This window comes from Hydrogenophaga sp. GW823-FHT04C09, assembly GCF_058796355.1.
The window spans coordinates 38,004-54,265 of the sequence record NZ_JBXAIO010000010.1; the positions used below are offsets into that span (position 1 = coordinate 38,004).

15 protein-coding genes are annotated in these 16,262 nt (G+C 69.9%); 6 read left to right on the plus strand and 9 right to left on the minus strand.

Features of this window, described 5'->3' with window-relative positions:
• The first annotated feature begins 85 nt into the window (after positions 1–85).
• Together AC1Q9M_RS22820 and AC1Q9M_RS22825 are read left to right on the plus strand one after the other, a co-directional pair.
• On the plus strand, positions 86–688 hold the full coding sequence (locus AC1Q9M_RS22820; RefSeq protein ID WP_291113625.1) for a TetR/AcrR family transcriptional regulator: 603 nt from the start codon (positions 86–88) through the stop codon (positions 686–688).
• Positions 689–745: 57 nt separating this feature from the next.
• Positions 746–1,630, plus strand: coding sequence for an alpha/beta hydrolase (locus AC1Q9M_RS22825; protein ID WP_382322254.1), 885 nt, complete (start codon positions 746–748; stop codon positions 1,628–1,630).
• Between the two features lie 18 nt (positions 1,631–1,648).
• Here the strand turns inward: AC1Q9M_RS22825 and AC1Q9M_RS22830 are convergent, their stop codons facing one another.
• Positions 1,649–2,125 (minus strand): MarR family winged helix-turn-helix transcriptional regulator, encoded by a 477-nt coding sequence (locus AC1Q9M_RS22830; RefSeq protein ID WP_291113619.1) that lies wholly within the window; start codon positions 2,123–2,125, stop codon positions 1,649–1,651.
• A gap of 123 nt (positions 2,126–2,248) precedes the next feature.
• On the opposite strand from AC1Q9M_RS22830, the gene AC1Q9M_RS22835 reads away from it, so the two are divergent.
• The 4 genes from AC1Q9M_RS22835 (at position 2,249) to AC1Q9M_RS22850 (ending at position 5,763) form a co-directional block, all read left to right on the plus strand.
• The gene (locus AC1Q9M_RS22835; RefSeq protein WP_382322256.1) at positions 2,249–3,451 is read left to right on the plus strand and encodes a 3-hydroxybenzoate 6-monooxygenase; all 1,203 of its coding nucleotides are present in this window, start codon (positions 2,249–2,251) and stop codon (positions 3,449–3,451) included.
• 14 nt (positions 3,452–3,465) lie between these two features.
• Positions 3,466–4,524: a cupin domain-containing protein gene (locus AC1Q9M_RS22840; protein WP_444687692.1), complete on the plus strand. Its 1,059-nt coding sequence runs from the start codon at positions 3,466–3,468 to the stop codon at positions 4,522–4,524.
• Positions 4,525–4,541: 17 nt separating this feature from the next.
• Positions 4,542–5,243 carry a fumarylacetoacetate hydrolase family protein gene (locus tag AC1Q9M_RS22845; RefSeq protein ID WP_492435907.1) on the plus strand — a complete coding sequence of 234 codons (702 nt, stop codon included), beginning with the start codon at positions 4,542–4,544 and terminating at the stop codon, positions 5,241–5,243.
• Positions 5,244–5,361: 118 nt separating this feature from the next.
• On the plus strand, positions 5,362–5,763 hold the full coding sequence (locus AC1Q9M_RS22850; protein WP_382322259.1) for a YbaN family protein: 402 nt from the start codon (positions 5,362–5,364) through the stop codon (positions 5,761–5,763).
• A 6-nt stretch (positions 5,764–5,769) separates the two neighbouring features.
• On the opposite strand, the gene AC1Q9M_RS22855 is transcribed toward AC1Q9M_RS22850, so the two are convergent.
• The 8 genes from AC1Q9M_RS22855 to AC1Q9M_RS22890 all read right to left on the minus strand — a co-directional run bounded on the left by AC1Q9M_RS22855 (position 5,770) and on the right by AC1Q9M_RS22890 (position 16,222).
• Positions 5,770–6,666 carry a LysR family transcriptional regulator gene (locus AC1Q9M_RS22855; protein ID WP_382328042.1) on the minus strand — a complete coding sequence of 299 codons (897 nt, stop codon included), beginning with the start codon at positions 6,664–6,666 and terminating at the stop codon, positions 5,770–5,772.
• Between the two features lie 12 nt (positions 6,667–6,678).
• Positions 6,679–7,764 carry an ABC transporter ATP-binding protein gene (locus tag AC1Q9M_RS22860; protein WP_382325771.1) on the minus strand — a complete coding sequence of 362 codons (1,086 nt, stop codon included), beginning with the start codon at positions 7,762–7,764 and terminating at the stop codon, positions 6,679–6,681.
• 31 nt (positions 7,765–7,795) lie between these two features.
• On the minus strand, positions 7,796–9,526 hold the full coding sequence (locus AC1Q9M_RS22865) for an ABC transporter permease (protein ID WP_382328040.1): 1,731 nt from the start codon (positions 9,524–9,526) through the stop codon (positions 7,796–7,798).
• Between the two features lie 74 nt (positions 9,527–9,600).
• On the minus strand, positions 9,601–10,935 hold the full coding sequence (locus AC1Q9M_RS22870; protein ID WP_492435910.1) for an ABC transporter substrate-binding protein: 1,335 nt from the start codon (positions 10,933–10,935) through the stop codon (positions 9,601–9,603).
• 131 nt (positions 10,936–11,066) lie between these two features.
• Entirely contained in the window at positions 11,067–12,263 is a 1,197-nt protein-coding gene (locus tag AC1Q9M_RS22875; protein WP_492435912.1) for a phosphoglycerate kinase, read from the minus strand.
• 70 nt (positions 12,264–12,333) lie between these two features.
• Positions 12,334–14,088 (minus strand): phosphoethanolamine transferase, encoded by a 1,755-nt coding sequence (locus AC1Q9M_RS22880; RefSeq protein WP_492435914.1) that lies wholly within the window; start codon positions 14,086–14,088, stop codon positions 12,334–12,336.
• Positions 14,089–14,153: 65 nt separating this feature from the next.
• Entirely contained in the window at positions 14,154–15,500 is a 1,347-nt protein-coding gene (locus AC1Q9M_RS22885) for a sensor histidine kinase (protein ID WP_444687696.1), read from the minus strand.
• A complete protein-coding gene (locus AC1Q9M_RS22890; RefSeq protein WP_492435916.1) occupies positions 15,497–16,222 on the minus strand; it encodes a response regulator in 726 nt (241 codons plus the stop codon). Before AC1Q9M_RS22890 ends, AC1Q9M_RS22885 begins: the two co-directional genes overlap by 4 nt.
• Between the last annotated feature and the right edge of the window lie 40 nt (positions 16,223–16,262).

Here is a 16,262-nt window from a genome sequence, read left to right on the forward strand (position 1 = left end):
GACGCCGCGATCATAGCGACGGCGGCGGGCCGCGCCAAGCGGGTCAGGGCCTTGTTATTTCGCACGATCGTGCTAAAGTCGCGCCATGGACGCCCGGACCCAGAAGAGTGAAATGACGCGCGCCGCCATCGTGGGCGCGGCGCTGGACCTGGCCGCGTCCGACGGGCTGGAGGCCATCACCCTGCAGGCGGTGGCCGACCGCATCGGCATCTCCAAGAGCGGCGTGTTCTCGCGCGTGGGTTCGCGCGAGGCCTTGCAGAAGGCGGTGATCGAAGAGTTCGGCCGCCGCTTCATCGGCGACGTGTTCGTGCCCGCCATGCAGGCGCCCAAGGGGCTGCCGCGCCTGAGCGAGATCGTGCGGCGCTGGCTCATCCGCCTGCGCGACGTGGAGGCGCACACCGGCTGCCTCTACACCTCCGGCGCCTTTGAACTCGACGACCGCGAAGGCGAGCTGCGTGACCTGCTGCTGGGCGAGGTCACGCGCTGGCGGGCCGCGCTGCGGCGCACCGTGCTGCAGGCGATCGAGCTCGGCCACCTCCAACCCGACACCGACCCCGAACAACTGGTGGGCGAGATCTGCAGCCTGGCGATCGGGTTGGTCCACGACGTGCGCTTCCTGCGCGATCCGCGCGCCGCCGAACGCGCCCAGGCGACCTGGGCCCGCCTGGTCAAGACCTACGAACACTGACCGCTTCTCTTTTTTTGCCTCAATTTCGCACGATTGTGCGATTTACCGGAGAACGCCATGAGCACCACCCCCTTGCAAACCGCTTCCACCTACTACCAGGCCAACCCGGGCACGCGCTGGCTGCGCTGGGCGCTGGGCCTGTCCGAAAAGCTCTGGCCGGCGCTGGCGGTGCGAGGCGCCTACCGCGTGTTCGGCACGCCACTGCCGCCCAAATGGCTGCACCGCCGCCAGCCCGCGCTGGCCGCCTGGCGGGCCACGCCCTGGCCCTTCGAGCAGGCCAGCATCACGCTGTACGAGCCGCCCGGCGCGCCCGGCCCCGTGGTGCTCCTGCTGCATGGCTGGGGCGGCCACGCCGCGCAGATGCTGCCCCTGGCGCAGGCCTTGATGAACCAGGGCCTGCGGCCCGTGCTGGTGGACCTGCCCGCGCACGGGCGCAGCCAAGGCAGCACCAGCAACCTGCCGCAGTTCGCGCGCGCCATCGAGTACCTCACCGCGCGCCTGCAGCAGCAGGGCCACGAGGTGCGTGCCGTGGCAGCGCATTCGCTCGCCGCCAACGCCCTGGCCTATGCGGCCGCGCGCGGCCTGCCCGTGGCCCGGCTCGCGCTGCTCGCGCCCCCGGCCTCGCCCCATGCGTACACCCGCCTGTTCGCGAAGGTCTTCGGCCTGAGCGAGGACACGCGGGAGCGCCTGCAGCAGCGGGTGGAGGCGCGCGAGGGCATCCTGATGCGCCAGTTCGAGCCGGCGGCGGTCGGCCCGCGCGTGGCCGTGGCCACGCTGATCGTGCACGACCGGGAGGACCGCATCAACCGGTTTGCCGACGCCGAGGCCTACCGCGATGCGATCGCCGGCGCGCGCCTGATGGCGACCGACGGCCTGGGCCACACGCGGCTGTTGCGCGACGAGCAGGTGGTGAACGCCGTCGTGGCGCACCTGCGGGGCTGAGCCGCCCCGCCGCGCGGCTCACTTCATCGCTTCGCTGGGTGCGCGGCTGTGCGCGTTGTTGGTGTCCACCAGCAGGCGCAGCAGCTTCATGAACTCGCCGCGCTGGCGCTCGGACAACGGCGCCAGGATGTGCTCCTGCACCTGCAGCATGGCCGGCACGGCCTCGGCCAGCAGCGCGTTGCCCGCGTCGGTCAACACCAGCTGGCGCGAGCGCCGGTCTTCGGGTGAGGTGCGCCGCTCCAGCCAGCCGCGCGACTCCATGCGGTCGACCACGCCACCCGTGGTGGACGCGTCCAGCGCGATGGTGCGCGCCAGCGTGCGCTGGTCGATCCCGGGGTGGTTGGCCACGGTCTGCAGCGCCGCGTACTGGACCGGCGTGAGTTCAAGTTCGCCCAGCTCCCGAAGAAAGATGCCGACCGAAATCTGGTGCAGCCGCCGGATGTTGTGGCCGGGCTGATCGTCGATGTCGATGGCCGGAGGCTGGCAGCGCTTCATGAGAGGGGGGGCGGAAGAGAGTCGGGCAGTCGGAGGACGGGAGGGGCTTGCCGGAATCCTAGCATCGCCCATACAATAAGTACACTTATCGTCAGCATGCCTTGCATGTGAAGGAGACAACCCATGACTTCGCCCTCCCAGGAACTCCCCGTGCTGGTGGCCGGTGGTGGCATCGGCGGCCTGGCCGCCGCGCTCGCCCTGGTGCGCCAGGGTTTTCGCGTCAAGGTGCTGGAGCAGGCGCCCGAGATCGGCGAGATCGGCGCCGGCATGCAGCTGGGCCCCAACGCCTTTCACGCCTTCGACGCGCTCGGCGTGGGGGAGCAGGCGCGCAGCCGGGCGGTCTACACCGACTTCATGGTGATGCACGACGCGCTCGACGAGTACCAGGTCGGCAAGATCCCCACCGGCGAGGCTTTCCGCCAGCGTTTTGGCAACCCCTATGCGGTGATCCACCGCGCCGACGCCCACGGCTCGCTGCTTGAAGGCGTGCAGGCCAGCGGCCAGATTCAGTTCCTCACCTCCACGCGTGTGGAGCGCATCGAGCAGGACGCCGCGGGCGTGACGGTGCACGACCAGCACGGCACGGCCCACCGCGGCTTGGCGCTGATCGGGGCCGACGGCGTGAAGTCCGTGGTGCGACAGCAGTTCGTGGGCGACGAGGCCCGCGTGACCGGCCACGTGGTCTACCGCGCGGTGGTGGACAAGGCCGACTTCCCCGAAGACCTGCGCTGGAACGCGGCCAGCATCTGGGTCGGCCCGAACTGCCACCTGGTGCACTACCCGCTGCGCGGCGGCGAGCAGTACAACGTGGTCGTGACCTTCCACAGCCGCGAGGCCGAAGAATGGGGCGTGAAGGAAGGCAGCAAGGAAGAGGTGCAGAGCTACTTCCAGGGCATCTGCCCCAAGGCGCGCCAGTTGATCGACCTGCCCAAGAGCTGGAAGCGCTGGGCCACGGCCGACCGCGAACCGATCGGCCAATGGAGCTATGGCCGCGTCACGCTGCTGGGCGACGCCGCCCACCCGACCACGCAGTACATGGCGCAGGGCGCCTGCATGGCGATCGAGGACGCGGTGACGCTGGGCGAGGCCCTGCGCGTGAACCACAATGACTTCGAGAAGGCCTTCGACCTGTACCAGCGTTCGCGCGTGGCGCGCACCGCGCGCATCGTGCTGAGCTCGCGCGAGATGGGCCGCATCTACCACGCCAGCGGGGTGGAGCGCCTGGTGCGCAACGACCTCTGGCGCGGCCGTTCGCCGGAGCGCTTCTACGATGCGATGGAGTGGCTGTACGGCTGGAACGTCGAGAACTGTCTGGCCCCTCACTGAACCCAGGAGACCCCATGAACGACCTCGGACGACTCGAAGACCTGCCCGCCGACTACGTGGCCGAGCTGCGCGCGCTCAACCTGGTGCCGCTGTGGCCCAGCCTGCGTGGCGTGCTGCCGCCGAAGATGCCGTCGCGCCAGACGCAGGCCACGCACTGGGCCTACCAGTCGATCAAGCCGCTGCTGCTCAAGGCCGGCGAACTCACGCCGATCGAGAAGGCCGAGCGCCGCGTGCTGGTGCTGGCCAACCCGGGCCACACGCTGGAGAAGATGCAGGCCAGCGCGGCCATGTACCTGGGCATGCAGCTGCTGATGCCGGGCGAATGGGCGCCCAGCCACCGCCACACGCCCAACGCGGTGCGCATGGTCGTGGAAGGCGAAGGCGCCTGGACCACGGTGGACGGCGAGAAGTGCCCGATGTCGCGCGGCGACCTGATCCTCACGCCCACGGGCCGCTGGCACGAGCACGGCCACGACGGCGACCAGCCCGTGATCTGGCTCGACGTGCTCGACCTGCCGCTGATGTATTACCTGGAGGTGAGCTACCACCTCAACGGCGGGCGCCAGGAAACCCTGCCGGGCCGCGGCGACCGGGCCTATGCGCGGCCGGGCGTGGTGCCCACGCCGGTGTTCGGCCGCAGCGGCAAGCGCTACCCCATGCTGCGTTATCCCTGGGTCGATGCCAAGGCCGCGCTGGAATCGATGGCGGCCGACCGGCCCGACCTCGACGCCGTGCAGGTGACCTACACCAACCCCGAGTCCGGCGAGGACGCCGAGAACGTGCTGGGCTTTCATGCCCTGATGCTGCGTCCGGGCCAGGCGCTCACGCTGCCCGCGCGCTCGCCCGCGGTGATCTACCACGTGATCGAAGGTGCGGCCCGCGTGGCCACCGACGCGCAGGGCTTCGACCTGGTGGTGGCCGACACCTGCTGCATTCCCGGCTACACCGCCACCACGCTCACCAATGCCTCGGCCAGCGCCCCGGCTTTCCTGTTCATCGCCGACGAGTCGCCGCTGCACCGCAAGCTCGGCGTCTACGAAGTGCGCCCCGACAACCAACCCGCCATGCCCTGACCCGGCCTTGAAGACCCATGACCACCTACCTCTTCCCCCCGCCCCCCGTCGCTTCGGTTCCCGTGCGCGGCAAGACCGAACAATTCCCCGTCAACCGCCTGTTCTTCGTCGGCCGCAACTACCACGCGCACGCGGTGGAAATGGGCAAGCCGGTGGACAAGACGGCCGAGCGGCCGTTCTACTTCACCAAGGCCCCGCAGACGCTGGCGCTCTCGGGCGCGACCACGCCCTACCCCAGCGAGACGAACAACTACCACTTCGAGATGGAGCTGGTGCTGGCGGTGGGCAAGGCGGGCTTCCGCGTGAAGGCGGAGGACGCGCAGGACATCATCTACGGCTACGCCTGCGGCCTGGACATGACGCGGCGCGACCTGCAGCTGGTGGCGCGCGACAAGGGCCGCCCCTGGGACCTGGGCAAGGACGTGGAGCACTCGTCCGTGTGCAGCGAGATCGTGCCCATGCCGGGCGTGGTGATCGAGCGCGGCGGCATCGAGCTGGCCGTCAACGGCGCCGTGAAGCAGAAGTCCGATGTGGACAAGCTGATCTGGAACATCCGCGAGATCATTGCCGACCTCTCGCTGTTCTACCACCTGCAACCCGGCGACCTGATCTACACCGGCACGCCCGAAGGCGTGGGCGCGGTGCAACCGGGCGACAAGATCACGGGCAGCGTCGAAGGCGTGGGCGAGATCGCGCTCACCGTCGGCCAAAAATCTTGACATCCCCCCGCGCCGCCTTCGGCGTCACCCCCTGAGGGGGCGCACCTGGCGGCCCGGCAAAGCCGGTTCCGCGGGTGCTCTGGCTGCGGTCCCTGGCGCTGGCTAAGATGCTGGCGTCATGCCCTCTTCTCCCTCGTCCTCCCGCACCGTGCGCTGGCTGCTCTGGCTGGCCGGCACGGTGTCGCTGGCGCTGGGCCTCATCGGCGTGGTGCTGCCGGGCCTGCCCACCACGCCTTTCGTGCTGCTGGCCGCGGCCTGTTACGCCAAGGCCTCGCCCCGCCTGCACGGCTGGCTGCTCAACCACCGCTTCCTCGGCCCCATGGTGCGCGACTGGGAGCAGCACCGCAGCCTGACCCGGCGCACCAAGACGGTGGCGATCGGCTCCATGGTGGTGATGGTGAGCCTCTCGGCCTGGGGCTTTCGCCACCAGCCCTGGGTGCTGGCCGCGCTGCTGGCCGCCGCCGCCATCGGCCTGGTCGTGGTGGCGCGCATCCCCACGCGCGAACGCCCCACCTCCTGAGCCGCCTCAGACCGGCTGGCGCGGCGGCAGGCCCCAGACCTGGCGCAGCACCGACAGCGCCGCGACGATGGCCGGGTCGTGCTCGGCGGTCTTGGGGTAGATGAAGCTCAACAGGGCGGCCACGCGCGTGTGCGGCCAGATCACCAGCTCCTCGCGCTCGGCGGCGGGCACGGCCATGTCCTCGCGCAGCAGCGCCAGCCCCAGGCCCGCGCGCACCAGGCTGTAAGGCGCCGACGCATCGTCGGACTCCACCACCTGGTTGGGCAGCAGGCCCTGGCGCGAGAACAGGTCGCGCAGCAGCGTCTGCACATGGCCGGCGTGCGGCGTGCCGATCCAGGGCAGGTCGGCGATCTCGCGCCAGCCCGCGTGCAACAGCCGATCGCGGTAGGCCACCGGCGCCACCACCCGGTAGTGCAGCGTCTGCAGGGGCAGCCCGAGCACGTCGCGCGGGATGTGGGGACCGATGTAGAACGCCGCCTGCAGCGTGGAGGTCGCCACGCCCTCGCGCAGCGTCTCGGCGTCGCCCGAGCGGGTCTTGATGTCCAGCAGGGGCAGCGCCGCCACCAGGCCGCCGAGCAAGGAACCCAGCCGCAAGGCGTCCGGGTCGCCCAGCGTGCCGATGATCAGCGAGCCGGCCACCTCGCCCTGCAACTCCTTGGCGCGGCCGATCAGCGAGCCGGCGGCGGCCAGCACCTTCTCGGCCTCGGGCAGCAGGCGCTCGCCGGCGCGCGTGAGCGCGATGCGCCCGGGCCGCCGGTCGAACAGCGAGACGCCCAGCTCTTCCTCCAGCGCCTTGATCTGCCCGGTGACGGCGGGCTGCGTGACGTGCAGGGCCTCGGCCGCTCGCGTGAGCTGGCCGATCTTGGCCACCGTGACGAAGGCACGCAGCTGGTAGATCTCCATGCGGGCGGGCGCTCAGTGCGTCAGGAAGCGCGCCTGCGAAGGCTCGATGCCCAGCCGCACCTCGGCCCCGGGCGGGAACAGCGAGAGGCCCGAGAAGTGCGCCTGGTTGGCGACGATCAGGGTCTCGCCCACGCGCACGCGGTAGCGCGAGGTCTCGCCCAGGAACTCGGAGCTTTCCACCCGGCCGTCGAGCCAGATGCGCGAGGCGTCGCCATGTTCGTCGCGCACGCGGATGTGCACGGTGTGCGGCCGGAACGACAGCGACGCCGGCCCGGTGCCCGGGCTCTCCTGGTTGCGCGGCAGCACCATCTCGCCCAGGCCGTCGGCCTGGAAATGCAGGGTCTCGCCGTTGACGTGCGTCACCCGGCCCTGCACGAGGTTGGCCGTGCCCACGAAGCTGGCCACGAAGCGGTTGGCCGGGAAGTCGAACAGCGCGGCGGCCGTGCCCACCTGCTGCAGCACGCCCTTGTCGAGCACGGCCATGCGGTCGGCGGTGGTCATGGCCTCTTCCTGGTCGTGCGTCACGAAGATGGTGGTCAGGCCCAGCGTGCGCTGCAGGTTCTTGAGCTCCTCGCGCATCTGCACGCGCAGGTTCTTGTCGAGGTTGGACAGGGGTTCGTCGAGCAGCAGCAGCTTGGGCTCGATCACCACCGTGCGCGCCAGCGCCACGCGCTGCTGCTGCCCGCCCGAGAGCTGGCTCGGCCGGCGCTGCGCGTAGTCCTGCAGACCCACCAGTTCGAGCGCGGCCCCGACCTTGCGGCGCAGCGAGTCCTTGGGCTCCTTGCGCTCCACCAGACCGAAGGCCACGTTGTCCCACACCGTCATGTGGGGCCACAGCGCGTAGTTCTGGAACACCATGCCCACGTTGCGCAGGTGCGGCGGCGTGCCGGTGATGTCCTTGCCGTCGATCAGCAGTTCGCCGCGCTGGTGCTGGTTGAAGCCGGCGATGAGGCGCAGCAGCGTGGACTTGCCGGAGCCCGAGGGGCCGAGCAGGGCGAAGAACTCGCCCGGCTCGATGCGGATGTTGACGTCCTTGAGCACCTCGGTGCTGCCGTAGCTCAGGCTGATGTGGCGCGCTTCGAGGGAGACCTTGTTCAGATGCATGGCTGTCTTTCGATGTGTCTGTCGTTCAGGGCTGCGCGGCGCGGGTGGGGGCGCGCGATTTCTCCACCACGCGGTGCGAGAGGTAGGTGCCGATGGCCACCACCACCACCGCCACCACGCCGAGGGCGGCGCCCGGTCCGCGCCCGGCGATGCTCTGCATGTAGAGGTAGATGCCATAGCTCATGGGCGCCTGGCTCTGCGCCGAGGTGAGCAGGATGGTGGCCGAGAGCTCCACCGCGGCGGTGATGAAGCTGGTGACGAAGCCGGCCAGGATGCCGCCCATCATGAGCGGCACCATGATGCGCCGCACCGTGCTGACCTTGCCCGCGCCCAGGCTCTGCCCGGCCTCTTCGAGCGAGATGTGCACCTGCTGCAGCGCGGCCATGCAGGAGCGCAGCGCGTACGGCAGGCGGCGCACCGCGTAGGCGATCATGATCAGCACCCAGGTGCTGATCACCGGCGTGTCGGTGAACGGGATGTCCACGCCCTTGAACATGCGCAGGTAGCCGATGGCCAGCACCAGGCCGGGGATGGCCAGCGCGATCGAGGCGATGTAGTCGAGCCAGCGGCGCGCGGGCAGCTCGGTGCGGAAGATCAGGTAGGCGATGAGCGTGCCCAGCACCACGTCCAGGCTCGCGGCCATCAGGCAGTACTTGAGGGTGTTGACCACCATCAGCTTGGAGTCGGTGAAGATGGTGGCGTAGTGCTCCAGGGTATAGCTGTCGGGCAGCACCGAGAAACTCCAGACCTTGGAGAAAGACATCAGCAGGATGCCGATGTGCGGCGCCAGCGTGACCAGCAGCACGAAGCCCACCCAGGCGTAGGCCAGCACCGAGGCCCAGCCGCGCAGCGTGCGGCGCTGCAGCGAATTGCCGCCCTTTTGCAGCGTGGAGTAGTCCTTGCCCTTCATGACGCGCGAGGCCATCCACAGCGCCAGGATGGACAGCACGATCATGATCACGCTGATGACGTAACCCAGCGGGTCCTCGATGCCCACCGAGGTGATGCGCAGGTAGGCCTGCGGCGCGAGCATGTTGGTCACGCCCATCACCAGCGGCGTGCCCAGGTCGTCGAACACCTTCACGAACACCAGCGCCGCGCCGGCCAGGTAACCCGGCAGCGAGAGCGGGAAGATGATGCGCCAGAACAGGCGCCAGCCCTTGGCGCCGAGGTTCTGCGCCGACTCTTCCATGGCGCCGTCGATGTTGCGCATCGCGGCCACGAGGTTGAGCAGGATGAAGGGGAAGTAGTGGATGCTCTCGACGAAGGTCACGCCGACCAGGCCGTCCATGATGGGCACGGTGAAGCCGAACGCGTCGTTGAGCAGCAGGTTGACCGAGCCGCTGCGCCCGAAGATGAGCTGCAGCGCGACCGCGCCCACGAAGGGCGGCATGATCAGCGGCAGCACGCCCAGCGTCTGGATCAGCAGGGCGCCGCGGAACTCGAAGCGCACCGTGAGGTAGGCCAGCGGGATCGCGATCACCGAGGCGAAGAACACCGAGGCCAGCGCCACCACCAGGCTGTTGATGAGCGATTCGCGCAGCAGGCTCTGGCCGAAGAAGTTGCTGAAATGCCCCAGCGTGGGCGCGCCGGTTTCCGTCACGAAGGCGGTGTAGATCACCTCCGCGATCGGCAGCAGCAGAAACAGGAACAGGAAGGCAAACACCAGGCCGGCGAGCAGCCAGTGGCCCCACACGGTGGGGGGGCGCAGCCGGCGCGGCGCGGGCGCGGCGGAACCTGTCAGGACAGCGGACATGGGCAATCTTTCCGGGAAGGGAGGGACCCGCGCGCGGCAGGCCGGCGCGCGGGCATCACGGGGCGTTCAGGCGCTCACTTGGCCAGCGCGCCGGCCTGGTTGGCCAGGTCGCGCGCGCGCTCGTAGTTGGCCTTGGCTTTTGAGCTCCACAGCTCTTCGAGCCCGGTGAGCTGCTTGGCCACTTCCACGTCGCGCTTGTTCTGGCGGAACAGGTTGAGGAATTTTTCGTCCTTGACCATGCTCTCGGGCACCAGCGACGAGTAGGCGAAGCTGCGGGCCTGGCGCAGCAGCTCGCTGCCGTGCGCGTTGGGTTTGGCGTGCAGCTTGCGGTCGGCCTCGTGGATGGCGCGCGTGGCGGCCTGCAGCTCCTTGAGGCGGAAGGTCACCATCTGGTCGAACAGGCTCACCACCACCTGGTAGCGGTTGCTCGAGAGGTCGGTGTTGAACTGCACCTTGGCGCGCTTGGCGATTTCCTGTGCGTCGGGATAACCGGCCGGCGCCTTGTTGCCGAACGAGGCGTTGGGCAGCACCGGCAGGCGGCTGATCTTCGGGTCGAACAGCAATTCCTGGCCTTCGCGCGAGAGCGTGTAGGCGATGAACTTCTTGGCCTCGTCGGCGTTCTTGCCGCCGCTGATGAGCGCGATGTTGGCCGGCACCACCGCCGTCACCGAGGGGTAGTGGAACTCCACCGGGTAGCCCGAGTACTTGCCGGCCAGGCCGAAGAAGTCGATCACCATGCCGACGCCGTACTGGCCGTTGTTCACGCCATCGGGCACCGCGAAGCTGCGGTCGGTCACGGCCGCGCAGTTGCCCGCGATCTGCAGCATCTGCGTCCAGCCCTTTTCCCAGCCTTCGCCCTGCAGGATGGTCTCGACCGTGAGGTGGGTGGTGCCCGAACGCGAGGGCGAGGAGATGGCCACGTGGCCGAAGTAGGCGGGCTTGGTCAGGTCGGCCCACTCGCGCGGCGCGGGCACCTTGTTGGCCTGCATGTAGCGCGTGTTCCACATCAGGCCGTAGCCCGCGAGCGCCTGGCCGTAGTACAGGCCGTTGGGGTCGTTGATGGGGTAGTTGCCCACCTTGGCTGGCACCTGCGCGTTCTTGACTTCGGGCGCGGCCTGCAGCAGCTTGTCGCGCGCCAGCACTTCGAAGGCATCGGGCGCCGAGGCCCACATCACGTCGGGCCGCTGGCCCACCGCCAGCTCCTTGATGTAGGCGATGCTGGCCGTGGTGTTCTTGTTGAGGATCTCGATCTTGATGCCGGGGTTGGCGGCTTCAAACGCCTTCTTGTAGGCCTCCGTCAGTTCCTTGGGAAACGAGGTGAGCACGGAGACCGTGCCGGCTTGCGCCGCGGACCATGCCGTCACCAAGGAAAGAACCACCACCTTCAGTGCTGCTGTCTGTCGTGCCATGCCTGTCTCCATCGTTGTGTTTGCGACGGGACCAATTTAGCAACAGAAAGCGCGCGCGACCAATCATGGTTTCTGATAGGCCGCATAAACCGCGGCGAGAGTCGGGTAAACCCCGAGCGTTCCGCAGAGGCTTATGCCTTGGCTCGGCGCTCCAGCACTTCAAACGCCGGCAGGGTCTTGCCTTCGAGCACCTCGAGGAAGGCGCCACCGCCGGTGGAGATGTAGCCCACGTCCTTCTCGATGCCGTACTTGGCGATGGCCGCCAACGTGTCGCCACCACCGGCGATGCTGAACGCGCTGCTCTTCGCAATGGCGTCCGCAATCGTCTTGGTGCCGCCCTCGAAGGCCGCGAACTCGAACACGCCCACCGGGCCGTTCCACACGATGGTGCCGGCCTGCATCAGCTGCGCCGCCAGCTTGGCTGCCGTCTCCGGGCCAATGTCCAGGATCAGGTCGTCGTCGGCCACCTCCGTGGCCTTCTTCACCGTGGCCGGTGCGTCCGCCGCGAAGGCCTTGGCCGTCACCACGTCGGTGGGGATCGGCACCTCGGCGCCGCGCGCCTTCATGGCCTCGATCACCGCCTTGGCTTCGTTCACCAGGTCGGCCTCGGCCAGGCTCTTGCCGATCTTCAGGCCCGCGGCCAGCATGAAGGTGTTGGCGATGCCACCACCCACGATCAGGTTGTCCACGTTGTTGGCCAGGCTCTTGAGGATGGTCAGCTTGGTGCTGACCTTGCTGCCGGCCACGATGGCCACCAAAGGCCGTTTGGGGGCCGCGAGGGCCTTGGCAATCGCATCCATCTCGGCGGCCAGCAGCGGGCCGGCCGAGGCGATGGGCGCGGTCTCGGCGATGCCGTAGGTCGTGCCTTCGGCGCGGTGGGCGGTGCCGAAGGCGTCGTGCACGAAGATGTCGCACAGGGCGCCGAGCTTCTTCGCCAGTTCGGGGCTGTTCTTCTTCTCGCCCACGTTGAGGCGGCAGTTCTCCAGCAGCACGACTTCGCCGGGGGCGACCGAGAAGTCGCCGTCGATCCAGTTGGCGACCAGGCGCACCGGGCGGTCCAGCAGTTCGCCCAGGCGCGCGGCCACGGGGGCCAGCGAGTCCTCGGGCTTGAAGGCGCCTTCGGTGGGGCGGCCCAGGTGGCTGGTGACCATCACGGCCGCGCCGGCGTCCAGCGCCATCTGGATGGCCGGCAGGCTCGCGCGGATGCGCGTGTCTTCGGTGATGCGGCCGGCGTCGTCCTGCGGCACATTGAGGTCGGCGCGGATGAAGACGCGCTGGCCCTTGGCTTGGCCGCTGGAGCAGAGGTCGGAGAAACGGATGAAGGACATGGTGGGCGGGTGGGTCGTCAGAAAGAAGCCCGCATTGTAGGAAACGCGGCCCCCCATGCCCGTCGGCCGCTCAACCCGTGTGCACGAGCGCGACCGGTGGCTCGCCGGGCGAGCGGGCCTGCGACGCCGCGCTGCAGGGCATCAGCGCGTCCAGCGCGGGCTGGTAGGCGCGCGTCTGCACGTCCATCAACCCCAGCACGGAATGGAAGACATGGTCGTGCGAGATCGGCGCCGCCGCGTGCCCGCGCAGGCAGCCCATCGACAGGCCGGTGCGGCGCTGCAGGCCGGGCGAGAACCAGCTCACCATGGGCACCTGGGTCTGCTGCGTCGGCGCCAGGGCGTAGGGCACGCCATGCAGGTAGATCCCGTTCTCGCCCAGCGACTCGCCGTGGTCGGACACGTAGATCAGCCCCGTGTCCTCGCTGCCGCGATCGGCGCGCGCCTTCAGCCATTGCAGGGTCTGGCCCAGGAAATGATCGGTGTAGGCGATGGAGTTGTCGTAGGCGTTGACCAGCTGCTCGTGCGGGCAGTCGGACAGCGTGACGCTCTGGCACTCGGGCTGGAACGGCTTCTGGTCGGCGGGCGCGCGTTTCGCGTACGCCGGACCATGGCTGCCCATCTGGTGCATCACCACCACCACGCCGCGCGCGCGGCGCTGCGGATCCAGCGCGGCGAGGCGCTGGTCCAGGCCGTCCAGCATGGCGGCGTCGTAACACTCACTGCCCTCGCACAGGCCGGGCACGGCGTGGTCGCCCGCGTAGGCGTTGGGCACGCGGTCGCACACGCCCTTGCAGCCGGCCTGGTTGTCGATCCACAGCACGGCCAGGCCGGCGCGCTGCAGCACGTCGAGCAGGTTCTCGTGTTCGGGGGTCTTGTCGCCGCCCTGCGCGCGCGTGAGCGGCGAGAAGATGCAGGGCAGCGAGACCTGGGTGTTGGTGCCGCAGGAACTCACCTGGGCGAAGTTCACCAGATCACCTTGCGCCTGCCAGCGCGCGAGCGTGGGCGTGGTGTTGCGCGCGTAGCCGTTGAGCCCGAAGTTCTGCGCGCGCGCGGTCTCGCCGATCACCAGCACCAGCAACGGTGGCCGCGGCTGGTGCGCATAGCTCGCGCCCAGGGCCGCGTCCTGACCCACCGGTTGCAGCGGGCGCACCTGGCGCGGCAGCTGGTCCACCGCCAGGCGGGCGCCGGCGTACACGGTGTTGAGCGGGTTGGCCATGTAGCGCAGGTCCTTGTGGTTGCGCATGAGCGAGGCCAGACCCTGGTAGCTCATCAGCGCGGCCGCCACCAGCAAGGCGAGCGCGGCCAGGGCCCCCATGAGGTTGCGCACGGCTTGCGGCCCCAGGCTGCGCAGGGCCAGCGGCCGGCGCCAGAGCGCCCACAGGGGCAGCCCGGCCACCAGCAACACCGTTCCCGGCAAGGCCCACGAGAGCAGGTCGCGCACCTCGCGCACGTCGGTGTGCACCACATTGGCGAGCATGGTGGGGTCGATCACCACCCCGTACTGCCACATGAAGTGGGTGTTGAACGCGGCCACCAGCAACAGCGCGCTGGCGGCGGGCCGAAACACGCACGGCCAGGCCAGCAGCGAGAGCAGCGCCGCCAGGGCACCCACCAGCAACAGGCCCAGCCCGACGATCAGCGCCAGGCGCTGGGTGGGTGTGCCGCCGAGTCCATCGATGCGCTGCCACAGCGGCAGGTTGCCCAGGCTGGCCAGCCACAGGGCCAGGCCCCACACCGCCACCCTGGGGCGTGTGCGCGCGCCGGGCGGGGAGAGATGGAACGTGGGGAAAAAGCGGGGAAACGCAAAGGGCAACGAGAGCTGCATGGCCGGCATCCGAATGCCAGCACATGCCGGCCCCGCCACTGTGCGCAGCCGACGTTAAATCAACCTTATGCGCGCGGCCAGCGCAGCGTGAAGCGCGTCGTCATCGGCGCTTCGCCCTGGTCGCGCTCCAGCCGCGCGCCCATCTGTTCGGCGATGCGCTCCACCAGGCGCAGGCCCAGCCCCAGGCCACCGCGCTCGGCGGCCAGGGGGGCCGCGTCGGCGCGCTGGCCGTCGTCACTCACCGAAACACCCAGGTCCGCGCCGGTCCGCCACACCGCCACCGCCACCTGCGAGCCGCTGGGCGTGTGGCGCAGCGCGTTCTCGATCAGGTTGCGCAGCGCGAGTTCCAGCAGCATGGGCTGGGCCTGCACCACCACCGGCTCGTCGGGCTGCGACAGGGAAAGCTCGTGGCCGCTCTCGTAGGCCGAGGGGGCGTGGGCCGCGATCAGCCGCGCCGCGAGTTCGCCCAGCGCCACCTGCCCCGCGACCAGGGGCCCCGCACCCGCGATGGCGTTGCGCTGGGCGCGCGCCAGTTCCAGCAACTGCGAAAGGATGCGGCCCGCGCGCAAGGCCTCCTGCTCCAGTTGCGCCAACCGCTCGGGGGACGGGTCGTGCTGCGCCGCGCCGGCCTGCAAGGCGAGCGCGGCCAGCGGCGTGCGCAGTTCGTGCGCCACGTCGGACGCGAACTCGCGCTCGCGCTGGGCGCGCGTCTGCAAGGTGTCGACCAGCGCGTTGATCGCGGCCACCGTGCTCGCGAACTCGCGATGGCGGTGCTGCGTGCCCAGGCGCTGGCCCGCGAAGCCGTCGAGCGCGGCCACCTCGCTCGAGAGCTGGTCGAGCGGGCGCAGGCCGCGGCGGATCGCCCACCACAGCAGCAGGCTCACCAGCGGCAGCACCAGCAAAGCGGGCAGGGCCACGTGCTCCGCGATGTCCTTGCCCAGTTCGTAGCGCTGCTTCAGGTCCATGAGCACGATCACGCGCCGCACCCGCCCTTCCTGCGTGGCCTGGGCCGAGTAGGCGCGCCACTCGGGCACCAGGCCCGGGACCTTCACGCGCACCGTGGCGAAGCCCTGCGCGGGCAGGGCCACCACGTCCAGCCCGCCCACCATGCCATGGGTGTCGGCGACCAGGCGGCCGTCGTCCCAGGCCACCACGGCCACGTCCTGCAGGTACTCGTGCTGCAGGTCGGGCACCTCGGCCGCGGCATGGGGTTCGAGCCGGTAGGGCGTGGCGCTGAGCCAGAGCTTGGCCACGGCCGTCATCTGCCCGTCGGAGAACTGGCGGGCCTCGCGGAAGGCGGTGGACCAGGCGAAGGCGATCAGCGCCAGCCACACCACCACCAGCACCCCGAGCGCCCAGGCCAGCAGGTAGTGGCGCAGGGTCTTCGCGCGCGCGGCCACGGCCTTGTTCATCGCCGCGCCGCTTTCGCGGGCGGCGCGGGCGCGTCCAAGGGCACGAAGTAGCCCACGCCGCGCACCGTCTTGATCAGGGACTCGCCGAGCTTGCGGCGCAGGTGGTGGATGTGCACCTCGATCGCGTTGCTCTCCAGGCCTTCGTCGAAGCCGTACAGCGCCGATTCCAGCCGCGCCTTGGACAGCACCTGCGGCCGCGCCTGCAGCAGCGTGAGCAGCAGCGCGAACTCCTTGCCGCCCAGCGGCACCGGCTCGCCCGCGCGCCGCACGGTGTGGGCCGCCGGATCGACCACCAGCTCGCCGTGCTGGATCAGCGGGCTGCTGCGCCCGCCGGCGCGCCGCAGCATGGCACGCAGCCGGGCGAGCAGTTCGTTCGCGTCGAAGGGTTTGACGATGTAGTCGTCGGCGCCGCTGTCCAGGCCGCTGATGCGGTCGCTCACGCCGTCGCGCGCGGTCATGATCAGCACCGGCATGTCGTGGCGTGGCAGGTCGTCCCGCCCCGGCGCGGGCGCGGGCCGGCGGCGCAGCCGGGCCAGCAGGTCCAGGCCTTCGCCGTCGGGCAGGCCGAGGTCGAGCAGCATGACGTCGAAGGGTTCCACGGCGAGGGCCAGCCAGGCCGCGTCGAGCGAGGGGCAGGTGTCCACCGCATAGCCCGCCTGGCGCAGCGAAGCCTGCAGGCCGCTGGCAATGCCGGGGTCGTCTTCCACCACGAGAGCGCGCATGTGTTTGAAGGGGACGCGGGGTCCGTTGAGGCTGAACCCG

What these genes read in the sequence shown, in the direction of transcription:
- AC1Q9M_RS22885 (WP_444687696.1), bottom strand. Translation starts at nt 15,500, where the DNA reads ATGAACAAGGCCGTGGCCGCGCGCGCGAAGACCCTGCGCCACTACCTG.
- AC1Q9M_RS22865 (WP_382328040.1), bottom strand. Translation starts at nt 9,526, where the DNA reads ATGTCCGCTGTCCTGACAGGTTCCGCCGCGCCCGCGCCGCGCCGGCTG.
- AC1Q9M_RS22875 (WP_492435912.1), bottom strand. Translation starts at nt 12,263, where the DNA reads ATGTCCTTCATCCGTTTCTCCGACCTCTGCTCCAGCGGCCAAGCCAAG.
- AC1Q9M_RS22820 (WP_291113625.1), top strand. Translation starts at nt 86, where the DNA reads ATGGACGCCCGGACCCAGAAGAGTGAAATGACGCGCGCCGCCATCGTG.
- AC1Q9M_RS22835 (WP_382322256.1), top strand. Translation starts at nt 2,249, where the DNA reads ATGACTTCGCCCTCCCAGGAACTCCCCGTGCTGGTGGCCGGTGGTGGC.
- AC1Q9M_RS22855 (WP_382328042.1), bottom strand. Translation starts at nt 6,666, where the DNA reads ATGGAGATCTACCAGCTGCGTGCCTTCGTCACGGTGGCCAAGATCGGC.
- AC1Q9M_RS22890 (WP_492435916.1), bottom strand. Translation starts at nt 16,222, where the DNA reads ATGCGCGCTCTCGTGGTGGAAGACGACCCCGGCATTGCCAGCGGCCTG.
- AC1Q9M_RS22870 (WP_492435910.1), bottom strand. Translation starts at nt 10,935, where the DNA reads ATGGCACGACAGACAGCAGCACTGAAGGTGGTGGTTCTTTCCTTGGTG.
- AC1Q9M_RS22845 (WP_492435907.1), top strand. Translation starts at nt 4,542, where the DNA reads ATGACCACCTACCTCTTCCCCCCGCCCCCCGTCGCTTCGGTTCCCGTG.
- AC1Q9M_RS22850 (WP_382322259.1), top strand. Translation starts at nt 5,362, where the DNA reads ATGCCCTCTTCTCCCTCGTCCTCCCGCACCGTGCGCTGGCTGCTCTGG.
- AC1Q9M_RS22840 (WP_444687692.1), top strand. Translation starts at nt 3,466, where the DNA reads ATGAACGACCTCGGACGACTCGAAGACCTGCCCGCCGACTACGTGGCC.
- AC1Q9M_RS22830 (WP_291113619.1), bottom strand. Translation starts at nt 2,125, where the DNA reads ATGAAGCGCTGCCAGCCTCCGGCCATCGACATCGACGATCAGCCCGGC.
- AC1Q9M_RS22825 (WP_382322254.1), top strand. Translation starts at nt 746, where the DNA reads ATGAGCACCACCCCCTTGCAAACCGCTTCCACCTACTACCAGGCCAAC.
- AC1Q9M_RS22880 (WP_492435914.1), bottom strand. Translation starts at nt 14,088, where the DNA reads ATGCAGCTCTCGTTGCCCTTTGCGTTTCCCCGCTTTTTCCCCACGTTC.